The following is a 25,554-nucleotide window of genomic DNA, read 5'->3' as shown; positions in this document are numbered from 1 at the left end:
CCCATACAAATGTGAGAAATCCTTTCAAGCTAACTTTCTTTTCGTAAACAAAAAGCACTTATTGGCGCTACCGTTGTGAAGTGGTAGCGCTTTTAATTAAACGTAGCAAAAATCAGCGAAAAACTTCTTTTGACTATTGATTTAGTTGACTGCTCTGTGGTATAATAAAATTGTTAGTTAAACTTTGTTTTTCTAAATTTCACTTTCTCCAAAAACCTTAATTTTGTGCCCCTTTTTGTACAACGGAACTAAAACTGAAGTGGGGGAGATAACTGGAAATGAAAAAAGAAGAACTTATGGCAATAATCGAACAGAGGATACATGAGTGTCAAGCCTGCCCTCTTTGGTTACAAAGAACCAACGTCGTACCAGGTGAAGGTAATCTCCATTCACCGATAATGTTTGTCGGTGAAGGGCCGGGTGAAGAAGAAGACAAGCAAGGGAGACCTTTTGTAGGAAAGGCAGGGCAACTTTTGACAAAGATATTAGAATCTGTTAATATCAAGCGTGAGGATGTTTATATAACGAACGTCGTAAAATGCCGACCACCCAACAACAGGGTTCCTACTCCTATGGAAATCCAATCTTGCTCTCCTTTTTTAATTGCGCAGATAGAGGTTATAAACCCCAGGATGATAGTGCCGCTTGGTAGCACTGCTGCATCGTTTTTCCTTGGTAAAGACGAACCAATTACTAAAATTCGCGGGAAAGAATTCGTTTGGAAGGGTGGAATAATTATCTTTCCGATGTTCCATCCAAGTTACTTGCTGAGGAACCCGTCAAAGGAGAAGGGAAGTCCAAAAGATTTGACCTGGCAAGATATAAAAAAGGTTAGAAAATATTACGACGAGTTCTTGAAGGGAAACATTTAATATTTGAAAATGATAAAACTTCAAGGGAGGAACGAACGTGAGTAATGAACTCAGGGAACAAAAACTCGAGAAACACGAGAAGCTAACGCCAACCGTTATGAGCTACATATCAACGATATACAACCTTATGGAAAAAGAAGGAGTTGCACGCATAAGTGATATAGCCAAATCAAAAGGCGTGTCTTATGCCAGTGCCACCAATGCTGTTAAAAAACTTGTCTCGTTAGGTCTAGTTGACCATAAAAGATATGGATTTGCCAAATTGACACCGCGTGGTCTTAGAATTGCGCAGATGCTTAAGTCTGGAGAATCAAGAATCAAATACTTTTTCATGTACGTTGTTGGAATCCCTGAAAAGAAGGCTGAACAGATTGCAAGTCTAATGGTTTACGACTTAGATGCTGATACTCGCAGAAAGCTGAGGAAATTCTATTCTATTCTCATCGATTTTACCAAAGACAAAGCGGAAGAACTTGAAAAGTTCATCCAAGAGCAAAGGAAGAATACGGAGCTTCCAGAAGAAGCATATAGACTAAAAGGAAAAATAAAGGAGGACGAAGATTATGAGTAAAATTTTGGTCACGGGAGGGGCCGGATTCATCGGTTCGCACTTAACCGACAAGCTCGTTGAACTTGCTCACGAGGTTGTGGTTGTTGATAACCTGTCTACAGGAAAAAGGGAGAACGTAAATCCAAAAGCGAAGTTCTACGAGATGGACATTTACGATGGCGAGGCAATTAGTAGGTTGTTTGCTGAAGAGAAATTTGAATACGTATTCCACTTGGCAGCTCAGGCAAGTGTCGCAGTTTCTGTTAAAGACCCTGTTAAAGATGCAAACGTGAATATAATTGGCAGTTTGAATCTAATAAAGGCTTCTGTTGAAAACAACGTCAAAAAGTTTATCTTTTCTTCAACAGGTGGAGCTATATATGGAGAAGAGGTAAAAGTCTTTCCAACACCCGAGAGCGTGTTCCCACAACCAATTTCTCCATATGGTATCGCAAAGTTTAGCGTTGAGAACTATTTGAGGTTTTTCAGCAAAGAATTTGGTCTTAAATATACAGTTCTTAGATACGGTAACGTTTATGGTCCAAGGCAGGACCCGTATGGCGAAGCAGGTGTTGTTGCAATCTTTACTTCCAAAATGCTAAAAGGAGAGGATTGTACGATTTTTGGTGACGGAGAATACGTCAGGGATTACGTGTATGTCGAAGATGTTGTTGACGCTAACATACGTGCCATGGAAAAGGGAGACGGTTTGGTAATCAATATCGGCACCGCGACAGGAACGACGACAAATGAACTTTTCAAGATACTCAAGAAACTAACAGGCTACAAAAAAGACCCAATATATGGACCTCACAGAAAAGGAGATATCCGCAAAAGTGTGCTTTGTTATAACAGAGCATGGATAGAACTCAAATGGGAACCAAAACACACATTAGAACAGGGGTTGAGGGAAACTGTCGAATGGTTTAAGCGAAATACTCAGGCCTAAGACTTTTGAAGAATTTGTCGGACAAGAGCACCTTCTCGGACAAGGTGCTCTTTTGCGTATATCTATAGAGCAAAATCAACTATTTTCAGCCATCCTTGCCGGTCCTCCGGGAACTGGTAAAAGTTCTGTTTTACAGTTAATACGAAATTACACTGACTATGAAATTTATCAATTGAATGCAGCTTTCACATCTGTTGAGGAAATCAAAAAATTGGAACATTACGCGTACAACGTCAGAGGGATCAAAAAGATATTAATTTTTATCGATGAAATCCATAGATTCAATCGGAAACAACAAGATGTGTTTTTGCCCGGAGTTGAAGCCGGAGTCTACGTACTGTACGGTACAACAACCGAAAGCCCTGAACATGCTATCAATCCAGCGCTCCTTTCTCGTTGTAGGGTTTTGAGATTTAGAAGGTTAAGTAACGAAGACCTTTCAAAAATCTTGGAAAAGGCTGTGAATCATACGGGAATCCGTGTAAGTGAATCCAGTAAGGCATATCTTATAAATTCGTCAAACGGAGATGCTCGGTTTTTGCTAAACTCCTACGAGTTGCTCTCAAACATTGCAAAAACTCAAGGCAAAGATGTTATAGACGATGCTGTTTTAAATATGTACCTTGGAGAAGGATATACAAAATACACCGACAAAGAGCACTACAACCTTGCTTCAGCTTTCATTAAAAGTATCAGAGGTAGCGACCCGGATGCCGCTTTGTACTACATGATGCGTATGATCGAAGGAGGGGAAGATCCACGTTTTATTGCTAGAAGACTTGTTATTTTAGCGAGCGAAGACGTGGGGTTGGCTGACCCATTTGCTTTGGTCCTCGCAACCGCTACAAGTCAGGCTGTGGAAAGTGTCGGTTTGCCAGAATGCATAATAAACCTTTCAGAATGTGTGATTTACTTGGCATTGGCTCCAAAGAGTAACTCAAGTTACGAGGCAGTCATGAAAGCACAACAGTTAGCTCAAAAGACGATGAACCTACCTGTGCCGAGACATCTACTGAACGTCGAAAATAGTGGTTACAAATACCCACACTCGTATGGAGGCTTCATAAAACAAACGTACATGCCAAAGCAAATAACCGAAAGAATTTATATACCAAAAAACATTGCAAAGGAAGCAAAGCTGGCAGAAGTTTATAAAAAACTATGGAAAGAACGGTTTCCTTCTGAAAGTCAAGACGGCAAAAAGGAAGTAGACAAGGGAGGTGCGCAGCGTGAGAACTTTTGAATTAAAAGGTAACGTTCGCATCGGTAATGTTGAAATCCAATTCGTGGTTGGTGATATAACAAAGTTAGACGTTGATGCTATTGTGAACGCGGCAAATTCATACCTGCAGCATGGTGGAGGAGTGGCAGGTGCTATATCACGGGCTGGCGGACCTGCGATTCAAGAAGAGAGCGACGAATTTGTGAGGAAAAACGGACCTGTTCCACCAGGTGGCGTTGCAGTTACTGGTGCAGGAAATCTAAAGGCCAAGTACGTGATTCACACAGTTGGGCCCATAGGAAATAAGGAAGGGAATGATGAAATAATGAAAAAAGCTTTCGAGAACGTATTCTCGAAAGCCGATGAACTAAACATTACTTCTCTTGCTATTCCTTTTGTGGGAACCGGAATCTTTGGATATCCTTTTGAGAATTTCATCAAAATTTGTGTTGATAAGACTCTGAATTTCTTTTCAAATTACAGTGGCCCAATAAAATTAGTTACCTTTTGCGATATAGACAGTTCGAAAGTTCAGAAACTCATGGAAACATTTTTGAAAAAAAGTTTCTCCCAGGATAATTAACGCTTTTTAGAACAACCAAATTCCAAGCTTAATCTTTATTTCCAGAGTTTTCCCTGCTCTTTCGATTGTGAGAACCGAAACGTCTCCTTGTTTTTTTCCTGAGAGTGCCTTCAGTGCATCATCTTGTGACTTAATAGCTTTTCCGTCTATCTTTACAATCACATCTCCAGTCTTTACGCCAGCTAGTTGTGCCGGTGAGCCGGACTCTACGTACGCTACGTAGAGACCTTCGGATTTTACGCTGTATTGTTTCTTTATATTGTCATTCACAATAAACCATGTTATTCCGACAAGTTTGTTATTAAGTGGCTTCTTTGAAATGTCAAGTGCTTCTTCAACGCTCAGTACCACTCTAAAAGTTGTATCGTCTCTTGGTTCGGATGGAAGGATCGGAATTCTGTCGGTTATTCTACCAGTCAGAACACCTGTCCTACCAACCACGTAAGTTCCCGTGGTATTTAGCGGATCATCCTTAGGCAGCTTTTTGTATGCATCCTTGCTGTAGTAATCCCTGCAAATTTCAATAGGATAACCGTACATATTTACTACACCGTATGGGGATACGTCGGTTTCTTCAAACATATCAACAGGGTAATCCTTCTTACCATCGTTATATGTGGTTGGTCTACTATTACCCCACGGATATCTCCTTCCATCCGTACCCCTTGCCGCCTTCTCCCATTGTGCTTCAGTAGGGAGTTGATAGCCTGCCCAATCGCAGTATGCCTTTGCTGAGAGATAGTTTATACCAGTTATCGGACTGTTAAGAAGGGCTTGTGGAGCGTTGTAACTCACTCTAACTTTTTGACTCAGGAAATCGATTTCAACAGGACTTATCTGTTTTCCGTAAACAACACTAGAACTTGTCTGAGAAGCTTTAAGGAAGTCTAAGTACTGCTTTACCGTGATTGGGTATTTGGATATATAAAATGCTGAAACATAAACTTCGCGTTGTGGAAGCTCATCATCGTCGACGCTTCCCCAAGAAGTGTCCGCTCCCATTTTGAATACTCCACCAGGAACAAGGACGAACACAATTCCCGTCCTCGGATCAACAATTTGCCTCGGATAGATGTTTATCCTTTTGATTTCTTTCCCTTCGACTTTTATAGGACTGTCCGCCACAACCACTGCAACCCCATCTTTGTCGTAAATGAGTCTATCAAGAAGGTTTGGAGCAGGTTCTACCTTTGGAGTTGGTTGAACAGGCTGTACAACCTGCTCCTTCGTTTCCTTATAGGTCGTGAACAGGATTTCTCCCTGGTTGACAACAACTTTACCCCATTGTCCAGAAACCTCATACTGCGTTTCCGAAAGTTTCTTAACTACACCATACAACTTACGTCCCGTACTAAGCACGACCAGATCATAGCCCTTAGCGTATTTGTAAGGTATGTATAAATCCTCTACGGCCCCTTTCAATATGTAGAACGTGTTTCTATAGTTGTCAGAAACAATGAGATAATCGTTATTTGAGCTGAGTTGGGTCCCAACGATCATTTCACCACTTTTTAAAGAGCAAACGTAATATTCGTTTAACGATAATTCAACTTGGAAATACGTTTCCAACGGGACATTAGGAAAATCAACTTTTTCAAAGCCTATGAAATCCAAAATATCTGACTTCAAATTTACCTTAACGTTTCCAAACCACGTAGTGACTGTTACGTATTCTTTTGAGAGTTCGGTAGCATACCCTTCGTACTTTTTTCCACCTATGGAAACTTCACGGCCAGTTTGAAACATGTTATGATTTCTGAAGATGATAGCTTTTACATTATCTACCGGTATCTGGATTTTGCCAAGTGCGTTACTTACAACGACATACTTGTTGTTCATATCTTCCAAGTCACCCTCAATCGTTGAACTGTCTTTGTAAACTATCGTAACGGCAAGGACTATAGACAAGACCGAAAAATACATAATAAATAAAATAACTGTTAACAGATATTTGTTCAGTTTCATAGCTCAAACCTCCCTTTTGACATCGTATCATCGTATCTAATATATTATACCAGAACACAAAAAACTTCTTCACTTAAATAGAAAATTTGTGGTAAAATATGTTTAGCAATTCTTGTTTCTAAAGTATTAGAAACTTATCGTCAAAAACCAAATGAAAAAAATGGGAGTAGAAAATGGCAGGAAGGTATTTATTGATTGTTACCCTTTACGTTGTTTTGCTATTTTTTTCATCATATAACCTAAAATCTTACAAAACCTTTTCAATAACTACAGAACAACCGTCAACTTACTGGTTCTCTATTTCATACGATGGACGCTTTTGGAAAGTCAACACAGCAGGTCGTATATATGATATTTATCCAGATGATGGGAAATCACTGCTGGAGGCTGCACCTTTTGTAACAGGTTTCAACATCGATTTAATACAAGGAAAAATCGATAGCCCGTTTTTGAAATATTTGCCTCAGAAAATCCCAACAGGCGTGTTTGAAATCAATCTTAAAGAAAAATACATTGTAACAAGGAACTCCTCAATAGTTTATATTACAGACATTATTGATATCCAATCTTGTCTGAACACACTAGCTTTGGCATGGCAGTATATGGATCCTAAGAAAGTATACTTATTCAAGAATGGAAAAATTTATACAATAAAGGGGTGAGGATTATGCCTAAATCACGAGAGATCGTTTCTTTGGATATCGGAAACGATAGTATCAAAGGTATCGTGGTTGATTTCAGCGAAGGATTCGGAAACGTATTGGCTTTTTCAAATGTTAAAACTAGGGGTATAGAAAATGGTGAAATCAAAGATGTCATTGCTTTAAACGAATCAATGGGTCAGATTGTTGAAGACTTAGAAGAACAGTTGGGCAAAGAGCTTAGAGGGGAACTTTTAGTTTCTTCCAGTTGTGGCGACTTCACCCTTACTGAAATCACTGAAGAGCTCATATTGACGGAAAAAGAAGAAGCATACGTTTCTGAAGAGCACGTAATGAAACTTACCGACAATTTACTTGCGGACCTTTTCCCAAACAACGAGAGGAACTCGCTGCATCTCTTTGTAAAAAAATACGTGCTTGATGATAATAAGATTGTTGTCAATCCCATAGGCATGAAGACAAGAAAAGTTGCTGCAATCTACACAGTTGTAATGGGTTCGGAGAAGTACAGAAATGTTGTCGAATATGCAACAAAAGATATCCTTGGTGAAGCGGAGTATTATATTTCCTTTGTATCAAATGCAGAAGCCGTGCTATCAAACGTTGAGAAAGATAGAGGAGTTGTCCATGTGGATTTAGGTTATAATCACACAACTGTAACCCTGTACTACGCAAACACGCCTTTGGAGATGGAAAGAATTGATATATCCATGAAAAACGTTTTAAAAGACATCGCTATTGTTCTGAAGACGTCTTTACAAGAAGCAGAAAGGCTACTAAAGACGTATGGTGTTGCTGTTTACATGGATATAGAGTCAGTCCCTATTGAATACAAGGGCTTAGATGGTAGAACTATTCAACGAACCGATAAGGAGTTCCTATCAAGAATCATATATGCACGGCTGAGGGAAATATTCATGCGTGTAAAGAAACTTTACAAAGACTTCACCGTAAAATATCCAGATTTTGGAAACATTGGGATTCCCGGTGGGATAGTCCTGACTGGGGGAGGAGCAATGCTACAACGTATTGAAACACTCGCTAGTGAAGTCTTTAAATGTCCCGTTAGAATCGGAACAGTAGCGGACACGGAGATGTTTAAAGCTGAAGGTGCAGAGCTTAACGTATTTACACCTCTTTATGCTGCAGCCTTTGGGAATATTATTGTTTATCAAAAGGAACAGAATATGTACAGTCCTATGGTTGGTGAGAGGACAAAGAAGCGACAATCAGGTCCCGGATTTTTCAAAAAACTCTCCGAGACCTTTGGAAAGATATTTGGATAATTGGATAAAATGATAAGGAGGGAAATTCTCATGCCGTTTATGATAGAAAAAGAAAGCAAGCAAAGAGATGTTGAAAGAATACCTGGTGTTCCTGTGTTGAAAGTGATAGGGGTTGGGGGAGCTGGTTGTAACGCGATCAACAGGATGGCCGAAATGGGATTGAAAGGCGTCACACTGATCGCAGTGAACACCGATGCTCAGGTGCTTGATGTAAGCAAAGCAGATGTCACAGTTCAAATTGGAGAAAAACTTACAAAAGGCCTTGGTGCAGGAGGAAATCCGAAGATTGGGGAAGAGGCTGCATTAGAAGATAGGAAAAAGCTTGAAGAGATCCTGCATGGGACGGACATGCTTTTCATCACCGCTGGATTTGGCGGAGGAACGGGTACCGGAGCTGCACCTGTTATTGCAGAGATTGCCAGAAATTTGGGCATCTTAACGGTTGCAATTATCACTATGCCTTTCTTCTTTGAAGGAACACCTAGGTGGAACGTGGCTTTAGAAGGTGTAAAGCGAATTACAGGAAAAGTCGACACACTTATTAAAATAAGTAACAACAAACTACTTGAACAACTTTCACCATCAACTACTATCGTTGATGCCTTTGCTACCGCAGATGAAATCCTGCATCAAGCTGTTCGCGGTATATCTGATCTCATTATGAAACGTGGTTACATCAACCTTGACTTCGCAGATGTAGAGTCCGTTATGAGGAATGCCGGCAATGCGATGCTCGGAATTGGTGTTGGAAAAGGCGAAAAGCGCGTAATAGACGCTGCGAGAAAAGCTCTTGATAGCAAGTTCCTAGACTATCCTATCGAGAATGCAAGGTCCATTATACTGAATATATCAGCTCCACGAAACGCGACACTCCAAGAAATGCAAGAAGCAGCAATGATAGTAAAACAAACCTGCAGCGAAGATGCGGATATGAAGTTTGGTATGGTTATCGACGATGAGTTGGCCGATGACGAAATGAGAGTGACTGTCATTGCTACACGTTTCGATGTCGAGGAAAAATTCGTAAAGTCTGAGGAAGACATACCAGCAATTTATAAATTCGGCCTCGAATATAAAGGAAGGCAAGATTAAGGAAGACTTTTCGATTCTTAGCCTCTTAGAAGAGGTGAGTTGATGTGGAAAAGAAGATTATGAAACTAGGAGACGTGCTCATAGAAAAGGGAATTATCACACCTGCCGAACTCCAAAACGCACTGGAATTGCAAAGGGAACTACACAAACCACTTGGAGAGATTTTGATTCAGCTTGGGTACTGTACATGGGACGATATCGTAAAAGCCCTTGCTGAGCAGTACGAAATCCAAGCATGTGTCGGGGAAGTAAAAATCAACGAAGAGTTTGCCAAGTCATTCCCAAAAGATTTAATAAATGAATTGAAAATCATCCCAATCGATGAAAAGGAAGGAAAAGTCATCGTTGGGATCTCAAATGTTTACGATATACCTGTTATAAAACGCAGGTTAAAATTCAAATTGGGCAAAGATGTTGACTTTTGCCTTATGCCACCAAGTATCTTTGAAACACTCTACAACAACATTCTACACGGCATAACGTCCGGGTTAATGGTTCAAGAAATTGACGAAATAATTACTCAGCAAGAAATAGAACAGCAACAGCTCGAAGAGGAAAAGACCATCTCCGAACAAGAGGAAACTCCTGTTGTAAGGCTAGTTTCCAACATCGTCGACCATGCAATTGAGCTTGATGCGAGTGATATTCATATAGAACCACAAAGACGAAATGTCGTTGTTAGATATCGTCTCGATGGGGTCTTGAGAAAAATTACTGAGTACCCCAGAAACATGCACGCGGCGGTAGTTTCAAGGATAAAAATCTTGGCAGGTCTTGATATAGTGGAAAGAAGGTTGCCGCAAGATGGAAAATTTTTTGTCAAGCACGGAGAGGAACAGTACGACTTACGTGTTTCAACGATGCCTTCTGTTCATGGTGAAAAAGTGGTTATGCGTTTATTGAAAGTCTCTTCATCAAAGAAGAAACTCGAAGAACTTGGTTACTCTCCTTACAACTACGAGAGAATTCAAAAGCTGATAGAACATCCTTACGGTATTATACTTGTCACAGGTCCAACAGGTAGCGGTAAATCCACAACCTTAGTAGCTATAATAAATTCGCTTAATTCGGAAGACGTGAACATTGTCACAGCCGAAGACCCGGTGGAATATACTGTCGAAGGAATTACTCAGTGCCAAGTCAACGCTGAAATAGGACTAACTTTTGCTAAATATTTGCGAGCTTTCCTAAGGCAAGACCCTGACATCATAATGGTCGGTGAAATCAGAGACAGGGAAACTGCCCAGCTTGCTGTTGAGGCATCGTTGACAGGTCACTTGGTCTTGTCGACACTGCACACAAATACAGCTGCTGGAGCTATTGACAGGTTAGTAAATATGGGGATCGAACCATCACTCATCTCGGCATCCCTTATAGGCGTTATTGGCCAAAGGTTGGTTAGGAAAGTTTGTAGTAAATGTAAAGTAGAAAGAGACCTGCCTGAAAGATTTGTAAACCTGGCAAGAAAACTTTTCCCAGAAATGAACACAGTTCAATACATCGGTGAAGGATGTCAAGCTTGCAACAACACAGGCTACAAAGGAAGGACTGCTGTAGCAGAAGTCCTCATGGTTAATGATGAGATAAGGAGGCTCGTACAAAAGGGTGCGTCAACGTACGAACTCGATAGAGCTGCAAGGAAGTATGGAATGATCAGCATGTTCCAAGATGGCTTGTACAAAGTACTGAATGGTGAAACAACCATGGCAGAAATTCTAGCAGTAGTGGGTGAAGAAGAGGAAGAATAATAAGGGGGTATGTTCTTGGGTTTTGATCCAGAGAAGTTTAGGAAAGAGAAAGAAAAAGAAATAAATACTACTTACGGCGCTATGAGGAAGAGAAGTTTCAAATTTCTCTTCCTCAACGTTTTAATAGTACTGGCAGTATTTTCTTTTCTCTTTTTCGTTAGAAACGTTTCTCCGCAGACCTATTCCAATATCGTTGATGCACTTCAACTGACCATTGAAATCCCAAAACTTGAGTATACCGCTCCCGAAAAGATTGGAGCGAGAGTTTACATTGTAAACACGAAGCGGACGGAGAAAAATTTCGTTATTTCGGAATTTTACTTTAAGATTTATAGCGAATCGAAAACACTGTACGAATTCACGTATCCAAATGCAGTTCAAGGCTCTGTAGATGCTCGGGGGCGGAGACTTGTTTTCAATTTGGAAGAAAACGTCTTTTTAGCAAATTTGCCAAGCGGGACGTACACGATCTACTCTAAATGTAAGATCAATGGAAAGCCTGCTGAAATTTCTAGAACATTTACTTATAAGGAAGAGATATATTATGGCATCTTCTCTGAGCCGTACTACTTGGTTGGTGAAGAGTTTAAGCCTTCGGTGTACATAATTAACAGAACGACTCAGCTGCAAAATATTTCACTTTCAAAGATCGTATGGAATTATTTAGGTAAAGAGGTACAGCAAGTTGTAAAAGAAGAAGTTAAACTTTACCCCGGTGAATCGCATATATTTAAATCGAGCGTCAACATCAAAGCGGAAAACGAAGGGCTTATGGAAGTGGCTGTCAAACTTTATTTTAATGACGGGACTATAAAAGAATTTAAATCTGCAATTCCTATTACGAAAGAGCCGGAACCTGCTCCAAGAGAAATTGACTTTAACATAGAAACCGAGGATCTAGTAGTTGTTGGAAAGACTCCTGTAATCAAAGTCTATTTAACAAATAAAATAAATAAGGAGCGCTTCATAAAAGTTGACAAAATGCAATTCAGTATAGCGAAAATAGGTTACAACTTTGAAATCAGTAACAGAAGATTCTATTGCTTGCCGTTTGGACGAACTTTTGTTGGAACATTGGAAAGGCTTGCGTTCGCGGAACCCGGAGTCTATGACCTCATCGTTACGTTTTCTTCAGGGAAGTCAAAAATTGAAAAGAAAATCCCAATAGCAGTAGCGAAGTAAAGGTTCAGAATAATTAGAAAAGGAGGAGCAAAATGAATCAGATGGAAAAAAATCTTCAAAAGTCAGGACATCAAAAAATAGATTGGGTATCAAAACATATGAAACTTCTGAATTTAATTCAGGAAATGGATTACTCACTAAGTGGTTTAAAAATAGGGATGTCGATTCACCTTGAAGCCAAAACCGCTTATCTTGCGATCACCTTGAAAAAGCTTGGTGCGGAAGTTTTCGTAACTGGCTGTAATCCGTTGTCAACACAGGACGATGTCGCACAGGCTCTTAAAGACTTTGGTATAACAGTTCATGCTAAGCGCACGGAAGACGAGAACGAGTACTTTGGTTTTTTACATAGAATACTCGACTACAAACCAGATCTAATACTCGATGATGGAGCCGATTTAACGGTTCTTGCACATACACAAAGACAAGAGGTCTTAGAAAACTTGAAAGGAGTCTCTGAGGAAACAACAACGGGAGTGAGAAGGCTAAAAAACCTTCAGGTGCAGGGAATTTTGAAGGTCCCTGTAATAGCAGTTAACAACGCAAAGATGAAATTCATGTTTGACAACAGATATGGAACAGGACAATCAACTTGGGATTCGATTATGCGAAACACGAATTTGCTCATAGCCGGTAAGAACGTTCTTGTAGCAGGTTACGGTTGGTGTGGAAGAGGCATAGCGATGCGTGCACATGGTTTAGGCGCTAAAGTCATGGTCAGTGAAGTTGACCCCATCAAAGCTGTAGAAGCCTTGATGGACGGGTTTGAAGTAGGGAAAATCGAAGAACTTGCTCCAAGAGCAGACATAATAGTAACAGCCACAGGTGTTCGCGATGTTTTAAATGAAGAAATAATTCGCAAACTCAAAAATGGGGTAGTTTTGGCAAATGCAGGACACTTCAATGTGGAAATACCTATTGAAAAACTTGAAAAGCTTGCAACTAGGAAATACGAGATACGACAAAACGTTAATTGCTATGAAATCGATGGTAAAGACATTTTCGTTATTGGACAGGGTAGATTGGTTAACCTGGCAGCCGCAGACGGACATCCAGTCGAAATCATGGACATTTCATTCGCGCTTCAAGCCTTTTCGTTGATTTACCTTTCCCAAAAATATAAACAACTGAAAAACGAGGTCTACGATTATCCTGAAGAATTAGACAAACAGGTCGCAAAGTTAAAATTAAGAGCATTAGGAATACAGATAGACGAACTATCCGACGAACAAAGAAAATACCTGGAAAGTTTTTGAATACACTCGTGCGGAGTATTATAAAGAGGTGTAGAGTGTGATATTAGTTATAAACAAGAAAGACGACAGACCTCAAGTTGCACTACTTGAAGATGGAAGATTAGTTGAAATATACTTCCCAGAAGATGAGGAAAGCGTTGCGGGAAGTATTTTTGTCGGAAAGATAGAGAAATTTGTTCCTGCACTCGAAGCAGCGTTTGTCAAATTGTCGAACGATGAGAATGGTTTTCTAAGATTAAAAGATATAAAACAGGAATATCTCGAATTCTTTGGTCTGAAAAAACTCCAGGAAGGTCAAAAAGTGCTTGTGCAAATAAAAAAAGAAGGTGGACAAACAAAAGGCCCCCAGGTAACCACAAACATTGGTCTACCGGGTAGGTATGTAGTCTTGATGCCATTTTCACACAGTATCGGAGTCTCACGGAAGATTCAAGATCAAGATGATAGGAGCAGGCTCAAAGAGCTTGGGAGTCGGTTACGTGAAAAACTCTCGTGCGGATTTATCATGAGAACTGCAGCGGCGGAGGCCACTGAAGAGCAGATTTACCATGAAGGTGAGTTGCTACTGTCTAAGTGGAACGAGTTGATCAAAGAATTTAAAAAGGCTAAGAAGGTTAAATTACTCTACAAAGAATCGGATTCGGATGCTTTTGTACTTAGGGAATTCTTGAAGCAAGGTGTAGATGAGGTAATAACGAACTCGGCAGCTTATAAAGAATTGATAAGAGAATATTCCAGAGACATCCGGGTGAAAATAATAGAAGGAGATGTATTCGAAGAACTTGGAATAAACAAAGAACTGAAGAAAATTCTAAGTCGATACATTCCGTTGCCATCAGGCGGCGAGATTGTGATCGACAAAACGGAAGCAATGGTCGTTATAGACGTCAATTCAGGGCATTTCACAACCACAAGCGACCATGAAGAACTTTCTGAACAAATAAACGCGGAGGCTGCCAAAGAGATTGCGAGGATTCTTAGATTGAGAAACTTAGGAGGTATAATAATCATAGATTTCATCGATATGAGAAGTGAAAAGAGTAGAAACAGGATAATCGAAATCATGAAGAAAGAAGTACTTAAAGACCGAAACAGGGTTGAGATCTATGGTTTCACTCAGCTAGGATTACTTGAAATGACAAGGAAAAGAACCACCAAGTCGTTGGATGAACGCTTGACAACAACGTGTCCTGTGTGCAGTGGCAAAGGGACGATACCAAGTCCTGAGCTTGTTATTGAACAACTCTTTAACGAGCTCAAGAAAAAGCCAAAAGATGTTTCAGAGGTCATTGTTAAATTACACCCACACTTTAGAGAGATAATTAACAAAGAAGAAATCAAGAAAGTCGCCAAACTAAACGTCCATGTTCATTTTACTCACGTTAACCCCGCTGATTTCGAAATTACCTGGAAAAAATAACAAATATTGTGATATAATTTTTGGCTACGATCACCGTAAAAGACTAAACAATTTTTTAAAAAAGGGGGAAAGCATATGGAAATGCTCAAAATTTATGTCAATAGCGAAACTTACGAAATACCTCTTGGAGGAACTTTGGAAAATATCGCTAAAGAATACGAACGAAAGACTGGAAAAATGGTTCTTGGAGCGAGATTAAATAACTCAATTGTTGAGTTATTCAGACCGATATATCGTTCTGGTGAGGTTAGCTTCATTACTTTAGAATCTCAAGATGGTATGAGAATATACCAGCGCGGTTTGTTATTTATTCTACACGCAGCTGTGAGAAACGTATTTAAACAATATACCTTGAAAGTACTTCACACAATTGGACACGGTGTGTACTGCGAAATCAGAGACAATAACAACCCCGTTCTTCTCACAGAAAACGACGTAAAGAACTTATCTGATGAGATGAAAAAGTGGGTGGAAGCTGATATCAGATTTAAGAAAAACGAGCTTCAAAAGAGCGAAGCAATACAGCTCTTTGCATCGGCAGGAATGGAAGATAAGGTAAAACTTTTAAAATACAGAAAGAAAAAAACAGTCAAAGTGTACGAAGCAGATGGACACTTTGATTATTTCTACGGCTACATGCCGCCATCAACGGGTTATTTAAAGTGGTTTGAGCTTGTTAAGTACGAGCAAGGTTTTGTGCTTCTTCTTCCTGTAGTTAAAGACGGGAACGTTTCAGTTCCTGCATTTAAACCCCTACCGAAACTATCGGCTGTCTTTCTTGAGTACTCAAGATGGCTTGAAATCATGGAGATAAACAGTGTTGGTGAACTGAATGAGGTAATCGCAAAAGGTGAACGGGCGGTTACCGATTTAATCATTCTAGCTGAGGCGTTGCATGAAAAAAGAATAGCAATGATATCTGAGGAGATAAAGAAAAAAGGTAAGGTCAGATTGGTCCTTATTGCTGGACCTTCTTCAAGTGGAAAGACAACGTTCTCAAAACGTTTGATGGTCCAGTTGAAAGCCAGTGGGTTCAAGCCTGTGACAATTTCACTGGACGATTACTTCGTTGATAGGGAAAAAACACCTCGTGATGAGAATGGCAACTACGACTTCGAAGCACTCGAAGCGATAGATGTTGAATTGTTCAACAGGAATCTGATAGACCTTTTTGATGGTAAGGAAGTCGAAATACCGAAATTTAACTTTGTTTTGGGAAAAAGAGAACCAGTGGGTACCAAGATGAAAATAGAGAAAGAACAAATAATTATTGTTGAAGGTATCCATGGTCTCAATCCGAAACTCACAGAGCTTGTACCAGAAGAACTGAAGTTTAAGATCTACGCAAGTGCACTCGCACAGCTCAATTTAGATAACGTCAACAGATTGCACACAACCGACGTCAGACTTTTAAGAAGAATGGTTCGAGATAGCAAATTCAGAGGGCACGACGCGCTTGCAACGCTCAGGATGTGGGATAGTGTTAGACGAGGTGAAGAAAAGAACATCTTCCCGTACCAAGAAAATGCGGACGTAATGTTTAACAGCGCACTTATTTACGAAGTATCTGTGCTAAAAATCTTTGCTGAACCATTGCTTGCAGTAGTGCCAGACGATGTGCCGGAGTCCACCGAAGCAAATAGACTGCTCAAGATACTCGATTACTTCTTGCCCATTACAAACATAGAAGACATACCAAGGACATCCATTATAAGAGAATTCATAGGTAGGAGTGCGTTTAGATACTAATTCATGTGGTAAAATAAAATTGAATGCAAATAGAGAGGTGAACTTTATGGAAAGTCAACTCGGCCCAACTGAACGGAAATATCTTTTGGCAGTTTACCTAACATTGAACGAAATGGGATGGACAAGATTAAAAAAGATTTCGAACTTTTTAAAAGTTAAAATGCCTTCGGCCAAACAATTTTTGGAAAAGTTGGCTGACGCAGGTCTTATCTATTACGAACACAGGGGTGGTATCTCTCTAACTGCTGAAGGAAAGAAGATAGCTGTTGCAGAAAATGCAAGATTCAACGCTGTTAAGGTGTTCTTTTGCGAAATTCTACAACTTTCTGCTGAAGAAGCAGACGAAGCAGCATGGAACATATACTTCAACTTAAGTGAAAACACGGTAAACAAATTCTCAGAGTTTGCAAGGTTCCTCTTTGAAGAAGAAGGTAAAGAAATTATCGAAAAGTTTAGAAATTTCCTATCCCAACCACGTAAAAGATTAGCTCCCTGCCCCCTAACAAAGGGCATGTTTGAAAATTCAGGCAATACGAATGAACAAACCAAGGAGGCAGAGGAAAAGTGATGAAAAATAACTCTGTAAATGCTTTAGAACCTGTTGAATACGACATACTTGTAAAGCTCAAAAAAGAAGATGTTCATATCTTAAATTACTTGCTTGAAGCAGAGGATAATGTTATGAACATAAGAAGTTTCGAAGGTGAATTCTTGAAGGTTATTGCTACAAAGGACACCGTAGTTGATGCCATTAGACTTTTGGAGAGTGCGAAAAGTTTTGTTGACCTTGAAATCATTACGTTAAAACCAAACAATGGAAATGCTGGATGAATCTTTAAAAGATAATGGATAACCCCAACAGTATCGTTGGGGTTATTTTCTTTAGTGAGTACTTGATATCTATGCTAAATCCAGTCTTTGGGGGGAGCGCTATGAATTTTGATGCGGGGTCGGAAGTCAATGGTTTAGAATTTCCTGTTAATTTCAAAGGGTACATTTTGCGTACAGTCTGTGTAGATGATATTGAAAATGTATATATAATGCGAAAAAAGGTCGCCGCTGAAAGCGATACGATACTATCTGCTCCAGATGAAATCACCTTGGAGGGTATGAGTAGCTGGGTAAAGAACTGGCTCTCCATAAGCAACAGACTCTTTGTGGTTGTTGAACACGGAAATGAAATCGTTGGCCAGCTATGGGTTTGGTTCTTGGATAGCAAAAAGAAGACAGCGCATGTTGCGGAATTCGGAATGGAAATAGTAGCCGAACACCGTGGTAACGGCATTGGCTCGAAATTAACCGAGTTGGCTATTGAATGGGCGAGAAACAACAACGCTGTAAGAATCGAAGCGGAAACCTTAGAAAAAAACATACCGATGAGGAAGATCCTAGAGAAATTCGGTTTTGAATTAGAAGGTACTAAGAAATGCTACCTTAGAAATCGTGATTCCTACGAAAACACGGTCATTTACGGAAAGATTTTAGACGTATCAAAGTGCATTGATGAGAACTTTCAAGAATAAGAATCGTAATTGGCCTTTCTAAAGTTTGTGAAATGACTAATTCAAAAGTATAATATCATAGAAAGGATGCAACTAACAAGATGGAGGGGATAAAAAATGTCGATAACCACAAAGACCGGTGATGCAGGTGAAACAAGTCTTGCAAACGGAGAACGTATATCTAAAGCTGCCATAAGGGTTGAAACCTACGGAACAGTCGATGAATTGAATTCGTTTCTTGGATTAGCTAAGCATTTTCTACCTGACAATGAAAGGGAGGTTGTAGAACAAGTTCAAAAAGACCTCTTCAGATTGGCGGCAGAACTTGCAAAAGGTGAAAAATTCGTCAGATTAATTAGCGAAGAGGATATTGAACTGCTTACAAAACACGTTCATGCTTACGAAGAAGTCGTGAAACTGGATTCCTTCGTCTTACCGGGCGAAACAGTGCCAAGTGCATACTTGGATGTATGCAGGACGGTTGCCAGACGTGCCGAAAGACTTGTTGTGAAACTTTCGGAAAAAGAGGGTGTCAGACCAGAGGTTATAAAATACCTGAACCGCCTTTCCGATTTACTTTACATCATGGCCCGTTTTGTAGAAGGAAAACACATTACAAGAATAAGGGGAAGTGAACTATGACCTCTCAAAGTTCTGCAAGAATCCCCAGCGTGGTAATTGATGGTGAACATCTAACTATTGAAGATGTTCATCTTGTTAGTAGAAAGTACGCTCCTGTTAGCATTTCTCCAGATGCGCACGAAAGAGTCAAATTGAGTAGACAAATTCTCCAGAAATTTCTTGATATAGGAAAGCCAATATACGGTGTGAACACTGGTTTTGGTGCTCTTGCAAACGTTCGAATATCAAAAGAAAAATTAAAAGAACTACAAAGAAATATTATCCTTTCGCACTCTGCAGGCATAGGTAACTACCTTTCGGAAGATATAGTGAGAGCAATGATTTTGATAAGGGCTAATGCATTAGCTAAAGGTCTTAGCGGTGTCAGACCTGTCGTTATTGAAAAACTGTTGGAACTACTCAACAAGAAAATAACACCCGCTGTTCCTGAAATTGGTTCGGTTGGTGCAAGTGGTGACTTGGCTCCTTTATCACATATTGCAATGGTCTTAATTGGGGAAGGGAAAATCCTTAAAGATGGAAAAGATATTCCCTTCGTTCCTTCCAGCTATGATTTTGTGCCAATTCAATTGGAAGAAAAGGAAGGACTGAGTCTAATAAACGGGACGCAATTCATGGCAGCACATTTGGCTTTGATTGTTCGCGACTTGGAAAGACTGATGAAAATAGCTACATTAATTGCGGCTTCAAGTGTAGATGTCCTACTTGGAACTCCTTCTGCATTCGATGAAAGAATCCAGCTGGCAAGACCACATCCCGGACAAATAAAAATAGCACAGATGCTCAGGGATTTTTTAAAAGGAAGTGAGCTCAGAGAAAGTCACAAAAATTGCAGTAAAGTCCAGGATGCATACACGTTAAGAACGATACCACAAGTTTACGGTGCTGTTTTTGATACCATCGAATGGGTTAAAGGAGTTGTTGAACGAGAAATAAATTCAGCTACCGACAACCCGTTGGTTTTTGAAGACGAAATAATCAGTGGAGGTAATTTTCACGGAGAACCGCTTGCGCTTTGTGCAGACTTTTTAGCGATCGCACTGACATCCATGGGGAATATGATAGAAAGAAGGATAGATAGGCTTGTCAATCCAAAGGTTAACGAAGGGCTTCCTCCCTTCCTTGCAGGTGGTGAAGAAGGTCTCAACAGCGGATATATGATTTGGCAGTACACAGCCGCTGCACTTTGCAACGAAAATAAAGTTCTTTCTCATCCCGCAAGTGCCGATTCAATACCAACTTCTGCTTACCAAGAGGACCACGTCAGCATGGGAGCTACCGCTGTTAGAAAATTAAGAAAAGTGTTTGATAATTTGGTATCACTAGTTAGTATTGAAGCGATGCTCGTTTCAGTCGCCTTAGACTCTCGAAGGCCACTGAATAGCTCTTGTATAATCGAGGAATTCTATGGTAAAATAAAGATAAAATTATCTGAGGACAAATATTTCGGAGATAACTTTAATAAAGTAAAGCAAGTGATACTCGAGGAGGTGTTTTCATGAGCTTGAGGACAAAGCTTATCCTATCTTTGGTTCTGGTCGGAGTCGTAGCCTCTTTTGTAAGCGTTTTCGTCTCTGTTCTTGTCTCAACTTCCGTGGTCAGAGACGCAGCAGCCCAGATTGAAGCACTTGTTCTAAGTTCCGTGAAAAAAGACATAGAAGTAAGTTTAAACGAAACCGTTAAGCCTTTGGTCGATTACTCAACAAGTGGTGCTATATCGCCTTATATGATGAATACAAACGATGAATTAGGCATCACACAACTTGGCTGGGGTGTTAGGAACGCGTACAGCGCACTAAATCCGAAGGGGTATTTAGAAATTTTTGTTATTTTGCCGGACAAAAGAATAGTGTCCAAAGATGGGGTTGTTAATATTCAACTTCCAAACGACGTTATCGAAAATATTCTAACAAAAAAGAAAGAATACGATATTTACATGCCTTATGAATACAACGGTCAACAAAGTATCTTGGTTGTTGCAGCCGTAAAGGATTTTGGAGAAAATGTTATTGGGGTACTAGCTGGTATATATCCATTGGATAAGCTACAAAAGATGGTCGCCGGCATCAAGATAGGAAAATCCGGCTACGTAGCCCTTGCCTATGGAACACTGACCGTTGCGCATCCAAAGGCTGAATATGTCGGAAAACTTGATTTGGCGAAAGAAGAAGGTACAAAACAACTTGCTCAGGAAATCATCTCAAAGACAAAAGGGACTGTTGTGTACACGTTCAACGGTAAGATATTTACAGCGTTTGAAAGGATAGGAAGTTATAACCTAACTGCTATCGGCATAATCCCATATTCTGAAATCACGGATGCTGCACGAAAGATCATAACATCCGGTATCTTTGCTGGAATAATCATCGCACTTGGTGCAGCTTTAATTGCTCTGTTCTTAACCGATAGCATAACCAAGCGAATCAATCATGTCGTTGAAGTTGCTCAAAAGGTTGCAAATAACGATTTGACGGTTGAAGTTTCCGAAGAACAACTTGGAAAAGACGAAATCGCTGAACTTGGCCGCGCATTCAAGATACTCATAGACAGTTTCAAACAAACAGTCGGTGAAATTATGAAGCTCGGCGCACAAGTCTCATCCGTTTCGTTCATGCTCGATGACCTTGCACAAAATTCTGCAGAAGCAGCGATGGCATCTAAAGAGACCGTGCAAAAGACAACTTTGGAAGTTCAAGACATCGCTGCAGCTACTCAGGAAGCGAATAGTGGTATGGAAGAGATAGCGGCCGGTGCCCAGAACATAGCCAGGTACTCAGAAAGGTTGTCTCAGAGCGCCGAATTAATGAGAGAGAATGTCACAACGGTCTCAGGAAGAATGGCAGAAGTCGAGTCCTCAGTGAGTGAAATCAGAACAGGTATGGGAGAATCTTTGAACGCTATAGTTGAACTGACAAAGTTCTCAAACCAGATAGGAGAAATAGTCGACACGATATCGAGCATAGCAGAACAAACAAACTTACTTGCGCTCAACGCTGCAATTGAAGCTGCACGTGCTGGAGAAGCTGGAAGAGGCTTTGCGGTTGTTGCCGATGAAATAAGAAAACTGGCCGAAGAAAGCAGGCAGGCAACAAAGAAGATAGCAGAGATACTTGGCAAAATTGGAGAGCAGGCAAGAAAAGTTGAAAAGGTAACAACAGGAGTAAGTCAAAAAGTTGATGGTTATGTCGCAACGGTTAAAGAAGCTGGGGAAAGCCTAAAAATGCTTATAGGAAAGATTGAAGAAGTTTCAAAGATGACAGCGGATTTGGCTGCTACCGCTGAAGAACAAAGCGGTGCTACAGAAGAAGTCAGCGCTGCAATGGATAAGATAACAAAGAACATACAAGAAGTTGAACATGACATTGAAGAAATGGCTGCGCAAATTGCAAATCAAGCTGAACAAGTTAGCAACGTTAAGAACTACTCAGACGAACTTGCAAAAGCTGTGAGCGATTTGAACGAGTATGTAAAAAGGTTCAAAATATAAGCAAAAACCCCCGATGAATCGGGGGTTTTTATTTAAAGTAGCTCTCTGTGGGCTTTTGAAATCTACACTTACTCTTCTTCTTCCTCCTCAATCTCATCGAGGAGTTCTTCGTAGTGTGGTTTTAGATCTTCTTCCTCTTCTTCTTCAAGGCTTTCTATGGTTCTTTCCTTTATCTCTTCCTTTGCTTGTCCAAGAGGGTGTGCTGGATCGAGCCTTCCGGAGAATATCTCTATCTTTTCTCCATTTTCATATATGTATTCCTTGGCGTTCACTGGTGTTCTCAATACTTCCAAGACCATCTGCATGACTTCTTCATCAAGGTCCTCATTCTCCGGAAACTTGATGCTAAGCGTTCCATTCTCAAACTTCACTTCGCACCTTTTTTCTTCTATTAATCTTTTGAGCTCTTCGTTCTTGAGCGCATAATCTGCGCGTTGCTCACTTACGCTCAGCTCCATCACATAGTAGAATGGCATTTTTACACCCCTTGTTCTTTAGCAGCAACGTAGGCCTTAACCTTTGCTGCCAATCTTGATTTCCTCCTGCTTGCTTGATTCTTGTGAATTGCACCTCTTCTTGCAGCCTTATCGATAGCACTTTGAGCAACCTTAAAAAGTTCTTGAACCTCTTCGACAGGTTTACCTTCAGCAATAGCTTTAAGAACCGCTTTGATCTTGTTCTTCATGCTTGTTTTGTAAGCTTTGTTAAGAACTCTTCTTTTCTCGGAAACTCTCACACGCTTTTCAGCAGACTTTGTGTTAGGCATAAAAACCAATCCCTCCTGCTCTTTTAGTCTTCTTAGTCTTTTTAATCGGTTCCCCATCCGTAGATGGGACTTTCTCAGCTCTCAGTACATCTAAAAAGTTCAAAGATTGAACGCTGCCTTTAACTCTTTTGCCATATCGGTCTTTTCCCATGTGAAATCTGGGTCGTTCCTTCCGAAATGACCATATGCAGCTGTCTTTTTGTAGATAGGTCTAAGCAAATCGAGCTTTTTAATAATGGCACCTGGCCTGAAATCGAAGAGCTCTGTTATAACTTTCAGGAGCTTTTCCTCGTCTACTTTTGATGTACCAAATGTATTGATCATTATGGACACCGGTCTTGCAACTCCTATCGCATATGCAATTTGAATCATGAATCTGTCTGCCAAACCTGCTGCGACAACGTTTTTAGCAACATACCTTGCAAAGTAGTGTGCAGACCTGTCAACTTTCGTCGGGTCTTTACCACTGAACGCACCGCCACCGTGTGGTATAGCTCCACCGTAAGTATCAACAATTATCTTTCTTCCCGTCAAACCCGTATCAGCCGCTGGACCTCCGAGAACAAAACGCCCTGTTGGGTTGACAAGAATTCGCATTTTGTTGTCCCTGAGCGCTTCCGGAATCACAGGATCGATTACGTACTTTACAAGCGCTTCTTTAATCTCTGGAATTGTCACATCCGGTTCGTGCTGAGTTGATATCAAGATCGTATCTACTCTAATCGGTCTATCATTTTCATCGTATTCAATAGTAACCTGAGTCTTACCATCTGGTCTCAAAAACGGTACGGTACCGTTCTTTCTGACTTCGGCAAGTTTCATGGCTAACTTATGAGCAAGCATTATCGGAAGAGGCATAAACTCTTCTGTTTCGTTTGTAGCGTACCCGAACATCATTCCCTGGTCGCCGGCACCGATTTTTTCAAATTCGTCTTCAGCTTTTTGGCCTTCTTTGTATTCTGCTGCTTCGTCAACACCGAGTGCTATATCAGGTGACTGACTGTGTATCGAAGAAAGAACTGCACAAGTTTCTCCATCAAAACCGTACTTTGCCCTTGTGTAACCGATATCGAGAACGGTCCTTCTCACAATATCCTGAACGTCGACGTATGCCCTTGTCGTTACTTCACCGGCAACAACGGCAACACCTGTCGTGAGCAACGTTTCGACAGCGACGCGTGCCTTTGGATCCTCTGCGATAATCGCGTCTAAGATGGCATCACTAATCTGATCTGCCATCTTGTCTGGGTGTCCTTCGGTAACACTTTCGCTTGTGAACAGCCTTCTCATCTCTCTGCCTCCCTTTCGTAAGTTTCTTTTGATATAAACTTTCCACCTTCTATTTCGATGCTCACTGGTTTGTACGAACCAGTGAACTTTGCTTTCAACTCAATTTTATTGGGGCATTTCGAACCTACATAAATCTTTTCGATCTTGAACGGAGCTGATCTGTTGTCGTAATCTATTATAAAGTCGTAGCCGATCCTCAGATGGCTCCTGAATACTTCCCCACATTTATTACATTTGATGTATACCACCAGTGCGTTCGATTCTTTGTAAAATGGATTCCTTTCTAAGTCTGACTCGGTTTTCTCCTTTTTCCTAAAAAAGAACATATTAATCACCTTCTTTGGAGATTGAAAGAAAACTTACCAACATTTCCAAAAGCATCTTTAATTTCAAGAGACACTTTGTAATTACTTCCACCATACTGCTTTACCTTATTTACCCTAACAAAAGGAGAATCCTCATCAGAGTACAACTTATAATACGCACGGTAAACCAAGGATGTCATTACAGTGTGTTCGTCATAGAGAAGATTCGGCTTTTCCCAGTACTCCATAGGTAACTTATCAAGTATTATATGATACACCAAATCATCCGAAAAGTACACCTTTATTTCTTTAACTCCAAGTAAATTTTTGGCTAATTCTGTGTATGCCTCAACAGCTATTCTTGGATAAGCTCCTGAAAACTCATATGTAGCATTCTCTGAATATGGATACTGCTTGCCATCAATTATCAAATCTTTCAAGATGATCCCCATCTGGACAGGCTTCAATAATTTCTTATCAATGAAATCCAAAGGATCATATATATTTCGTTCTTCTTTATCTCGCACCTCGAAATGACAATGCGGTTGAGCTGCTTCGCCGGTTCTTCCAGAATAACCTATTAACTCACCGATTGACACCTTCAAGTCGTCCGACAAGAACTCCACAACAATCCTTTTTGAACCAAACTCTTCCCTTAGCATATTTGCCAGTTTTTCGTATTTGTCTGCAAACGCTGAAAGATGGGCGTACAGTGTTCTATATCCATCAGGATGTTCCAAAACAACGGTGTTACCATAGATGTTATCTAAGTCTATTTCCAACCTTCTTACAAAACCATCGGCAGCTGCTTTTATCGGAACGCCTTCTTTAAGAAACGTACTGAAATCAATTCCAGAGTGAAAATGCGGTGTTTTCCCAGTAGAGCGAAATTCCATGAACGTAGCCGTTATATACGAGCTATCAACCGGCAACTGGTATAGCGCAACCAACAAGGAAGGTGTGAAGACTATGAAGAAGACAATAACTGATAACAAGAACTTAAACCCAAAATCTCTAATTTCCATG

General features: G+C 40.4%; 25 protein-coding genes. 19 read left to right on the top strand and 6 right to left on the bottom strand.

Annotation, left to right across the window (positions count from 1 at the left end):
- Positions 1-278: 278 nt before the first annotated feature.
- From NA23_RS02250 to NA23_RS02230, 5 genes are read left to right on the top strand one after another with little or no spacing between them, the layout of a single operon-like run.
- Positions 279-872 (top strand): uracil-DNA glycosylase, encoded by a 594-nt coding sequence (locus tag NA23_RS02250; protein ID WP_033191268.1) that lies wholly within the window; start codon positions 279-281, stop codon positions 870-872.
- A gap of 37 nt (positions 873-909) precedes the next feature.
- Positions 910-1,443 (top strand): metal-dependent transcriptional regulator, encoded by a 534-nt coding sequence (locus NA23_RS02245; protein ID WP_084384016.1) that lies wholly within the window; start codon positions 910-912, stop codon positions 1,441-1,443.
- Entirely contained in the window at positions 1,436-2,371 is a 936-nt protein-coding gene (locus NA23_RS02240; protein ID WP_033191269.1) for an SDR family oxidoreductase, read from the top strand. Before NA23_RS02245 ends, NA23_RS02240 begins: the two co-directional genes overlap by 8 nt.
- Positions 2,337-3,614 carry a replication-associated recombination protein A gene (locus NA23_RS02235; protein WP_033191270.1) on the top strand — a complete coding sequence of 426 codons (1,278 nt, stop codon included), beginning with the start codon at positions 2,337-2,339 and terminating at the stop codon, positions 3,612-3,614. The genes NA23_RS02240 and NA23_RS02235 overlap by 35 nt, the downstream gene beginning before the upstream one ends.
- Positions 3,601-4,176, top strand: coding sequence for a macro domain-containing protein (locus NA23_RS02230; protein ID WP_084384015.1), 576 nt, complete (start codon positions 3,601-3,603; stop codon positions 4,174-4,176). The genes NA23_RS02235 and NA23_RS02230 overlap by 14 nt, the downstream gene beginning before the upstream one ends.
- A gap of 6 nt (positions 4,177-4,182) precedes the next feature.
- Here NA23_RS02230 and NA23_RS02225 read toward each other — a convergent pair whose 3' ends face one another.
- Complete coding sequence (locus tag NA23_RS02225; RefSeq protein ID WP_033191271.1) at positions 4,183-6,141, bottom strand: SUMF1/EgtB/PvdO family nonheme iron enzyme; 1,959 nt, start codon at positions 6,139-6,141, stop codon at positions 4,183-4,185.
- 173 nt (positions 6,142-6,314) lie between these two features.
- Between NA23_RS02225 and NA23_RS02220 the strand changes: the two genes are divergently transcribed.
- The 14 genes from NA23_RS02220 to NA23_RS02155 all read left to right on the top strand — a co-directional run bounded on the left by NA23_RS02220 (position 6,315) and on the right by NA23_RS02155 (position 22,167).
- Positions 6,315-6,803, top strand: coding sequence for a DUF4894 domain-containing protein (locus NA23_RS02220; protein WP_033191272.1), 489 nt, complete (start codon positions 6,315-6,317; stop codon positions 6,801-6,803).
- Positions 6,804-6,808: 5 nt separating this feature from the next.
- Complete coding sequence (ftsA, locus tag NA23_RS02215) at positions 6,809-8,089, top strand: cell division protein FtsA (protein WP_033191273.1); 1,281 nt, start codon at positions 6,809-6,811, stop codon at positions 8,087-8,089.
- Between the two features lie 30 nt (positions 8,090-8,119).
- A complete protein-coding gene (gene ftsZ / locus NA23_RS02210; RefSeq protein WP_033191274.1) occupies positions 8,120-9,181 on the top strand; it encodes a cell division protein FtsZ in 1,062 nt (353 codons plus the stop codon).
- 59 nt (positions 9,182-9,240) lie between these two features.
- Positions 9,241-10,929 carry a GspE/PulE family protein gene (locus NA23_RS02205; RefSeq protein WP_084384109.1) on the top strand — a complete coding sequence of 563 codons (1,689 nt, stop codon included), beginning with the start codon at positions 9,241-9,243 and terminating at the stop codon, positions 10,927-10,929.
- Between the two features lie 15 nt (positions 10,930-10,944).
- Positions 10,945-12,111, top strand: a complete 1,167-nt coding sequence (locus tag NA23_RS02200) for a hypothetical protein (RefSeq protein ID WP_033191276.1) — start codon at positions 10,945-10,947, stop codon at positions 12,109-12,111.
- Positions 12,112-12,143: 32 nt separating this feature from the next.
- Positions 12,144-13,367: an adenosylhomocysteinase gene (locus NA23_RS02195; protein ID WP_084384014.1), complete on the top strand. Its 1,224-nt coding sequence runs from the start codon at positions 12,144-12,146 to the stop codon at positions 13,365-13,367.
- A gap of 37 nt (positions 13,368-13,404) precedes the next feature.
- Positions 13,405-14,787 carry an Rne/Rng family ribonuclease gene (locus NA23_RS02190; RefSeq protein ID WP_052107089.1) on the top strand — a complete coding sequence of 461 codons (1,383 nt, stop codon included), beginning with the start codon at positions 13,405-13,407 and terminating at the stop codon, positions 14,785-14,787.
- Positions 14,788-14,862: 75 nt separating this feature from the next.
- Positions 14,863-16,536 (top strand): nucleoside kinase, encoded by a 1,674-nt coding sequence (locus NA23_RS02185; protein WP_145974440.1) that lies wholly within the window; start codon positions 14,863-14,865, stop codon positions 16,534-16,536.
- A 46-nt stretch (positions 16,537-16,582) separates the two neighbouring features.
- Positions 16,583-17,104: a metal-dependent transcriptional regulator gene (locus tag NA23_RS02180; RefSeq protein WP_033191277.1), complete on the top strand. Its 522-nt coding sequence runs from the start codon at positions 16,583-16,585 to the stop codon at positions 17,102-17,104.
- The gene (locus NA23_RS02175; RefSeq protein ID WP_033192472.1) at positions 17,104-17,367 is read left to right on the top strand and encodes a DUF4911 domain-containing protein; all 264 of its coding nucleotides are present in this window, start codon (positions 17,104-17,106) and stop codon (positions 17,365-17,367) included. Before NA23_RS02180 ends, NA23_RS02175 begins: the two co-directional genes overlap by 1 nt.
- 101 nt (positions 17,368-17,468) lie before the next feature.
- The gene (locus tag NA23_RS02170) at positions 17,469-18,059 is read left to right on the top strand and encodes a GNAT family N-acetyltransferase (RefSeq protein ID WP_033191278.1); all 591 of its coding nucleotides are present in this window, start codon (positions 17,469-17,471) and stop codon (positions 18,057-18,059) included.
- A gap of 96 nt (positions 18,060-18,155) precedes the next feature.
- Positions 18,156-18,680: a cob(I)yrinic acid a,c-diamide adenosyltransferase gene (locus NA23_RS02165; RefSeq protein WP_033191279.1), complete on the top strand. Its 525-nt coding sequence runs from the start codon at positions 18,156-18,158 to the stop codon at positions 18,678-18,680.
- The gene (gene hutH, locus NA23_RS02160) at positions 18,677-20,182 is read left to right on the top strand and encodes a histidine ammonia-lyase (protein WP_033191280.1); all 1,506 of its coding nucleotides are present in this window, start codon (positions 18,677-18,679) and stop codon (positions 20,180-20,182) included. The genes NA23_RS02165 and hutH overlap by 4 nt, the downstream gene beginning before the upstream one ends.
- Complete coding sequence (locus NA23_RS02155; RefSeq protein ID WP_033191281.1) at positions 20,179-22,167, top strand: methyl-accepting chemotaxis protein; 1,989 nt, start codon at positions 20,179-20,181, stop codon at positions 22,165-22,167. Before hutH ends, NA23_RS02155 begins: the two co-directional genes overlap by 4 nt.
- 68 nt (positions 22,168-22,235) lie before the next feature.
- Here the strand turns inward: NA23_RS02155 and NA23_RS02150 are convergent, their stop codons facing one another.
- From NA23_RS02150 to NA23_RS02130, 5 genes are all read right to left on the bottom strand, one after another.
- Positions 22,236-22,643, bottom strand: coding sequence for a hypothetical protein (locus NA23_RS02150; RefSeq protein ID WP_033191282.1), 408 nt, complete (start codon positions 22,641-22,643; stop codon positions 22,236-22,238).
- A 2-nt stretch (positions 22,644-22,645) separates the two neighbouring features.
- Positions 22,646-22,933 (bottom strand): 30S ribosomal protein S20, encoded by a 288-nt coding sequence (gene rpsT, locus NA23_RS02145; protein WP_033191283.1) that lies wholly within the window; start codon positions 22,931-22,933, stop codon positions 22,646-22,648.
- 99 nt (positions 22,934-23,032) lie between these two features.
- On the bottom strand, positions 23,033-24,223 hold the full coding sequence (gene metK, locus NA23_RS02140) for a methionine adenosyltransferase (RefSeq protein ID WP_033191284.1): 1,191 nt from the start codon (positions 24,221-24,223) through the stop codon (positions 23,033-23,035).
- A complete protein-coding gene (locus tag NA23_RS02135) occupies positions 24,220-24,549 on the bottom strand; it encodes a hypothetical protein (RefSeq protein ID WP_033191285.1) in 330 nt (109 codons plus the stop codon). Before NA23_RS02135 ends, metK begins: the two co-directional genes overlap by 4 nt.
- A gap of 5 nt (positions 24,550-24,554) precedes the next feature.
- Positions 24,555-25,553 carry a M23 family metallopeptidase gene (locus NA23_RS02130; protein WP_052107090.1) on the bottom strand — a complete coding sequence of 333 codons (999 nt, stop codon included), beginning with the start codon at positions 25,551-25,553 and terminating at the stop codon, positions 24,555-24,557.
- Position 25,554: the final 1 nt, after the last annotated feature.

Origin of the sequence: Fervidobacterium islandicum (assembly GCF_000767275.3) — a bacterium.
GTDB classification, from domain to species: Bacteria; Thermotogota; Thermotogae; order Thermotogales; family Fervidobacteriaceae; genus Fervidobacterium; species Fervidobacterium islandicum.
This window is presented reverse-complemented; position numbering and strand designations above follow the sequence as displayed.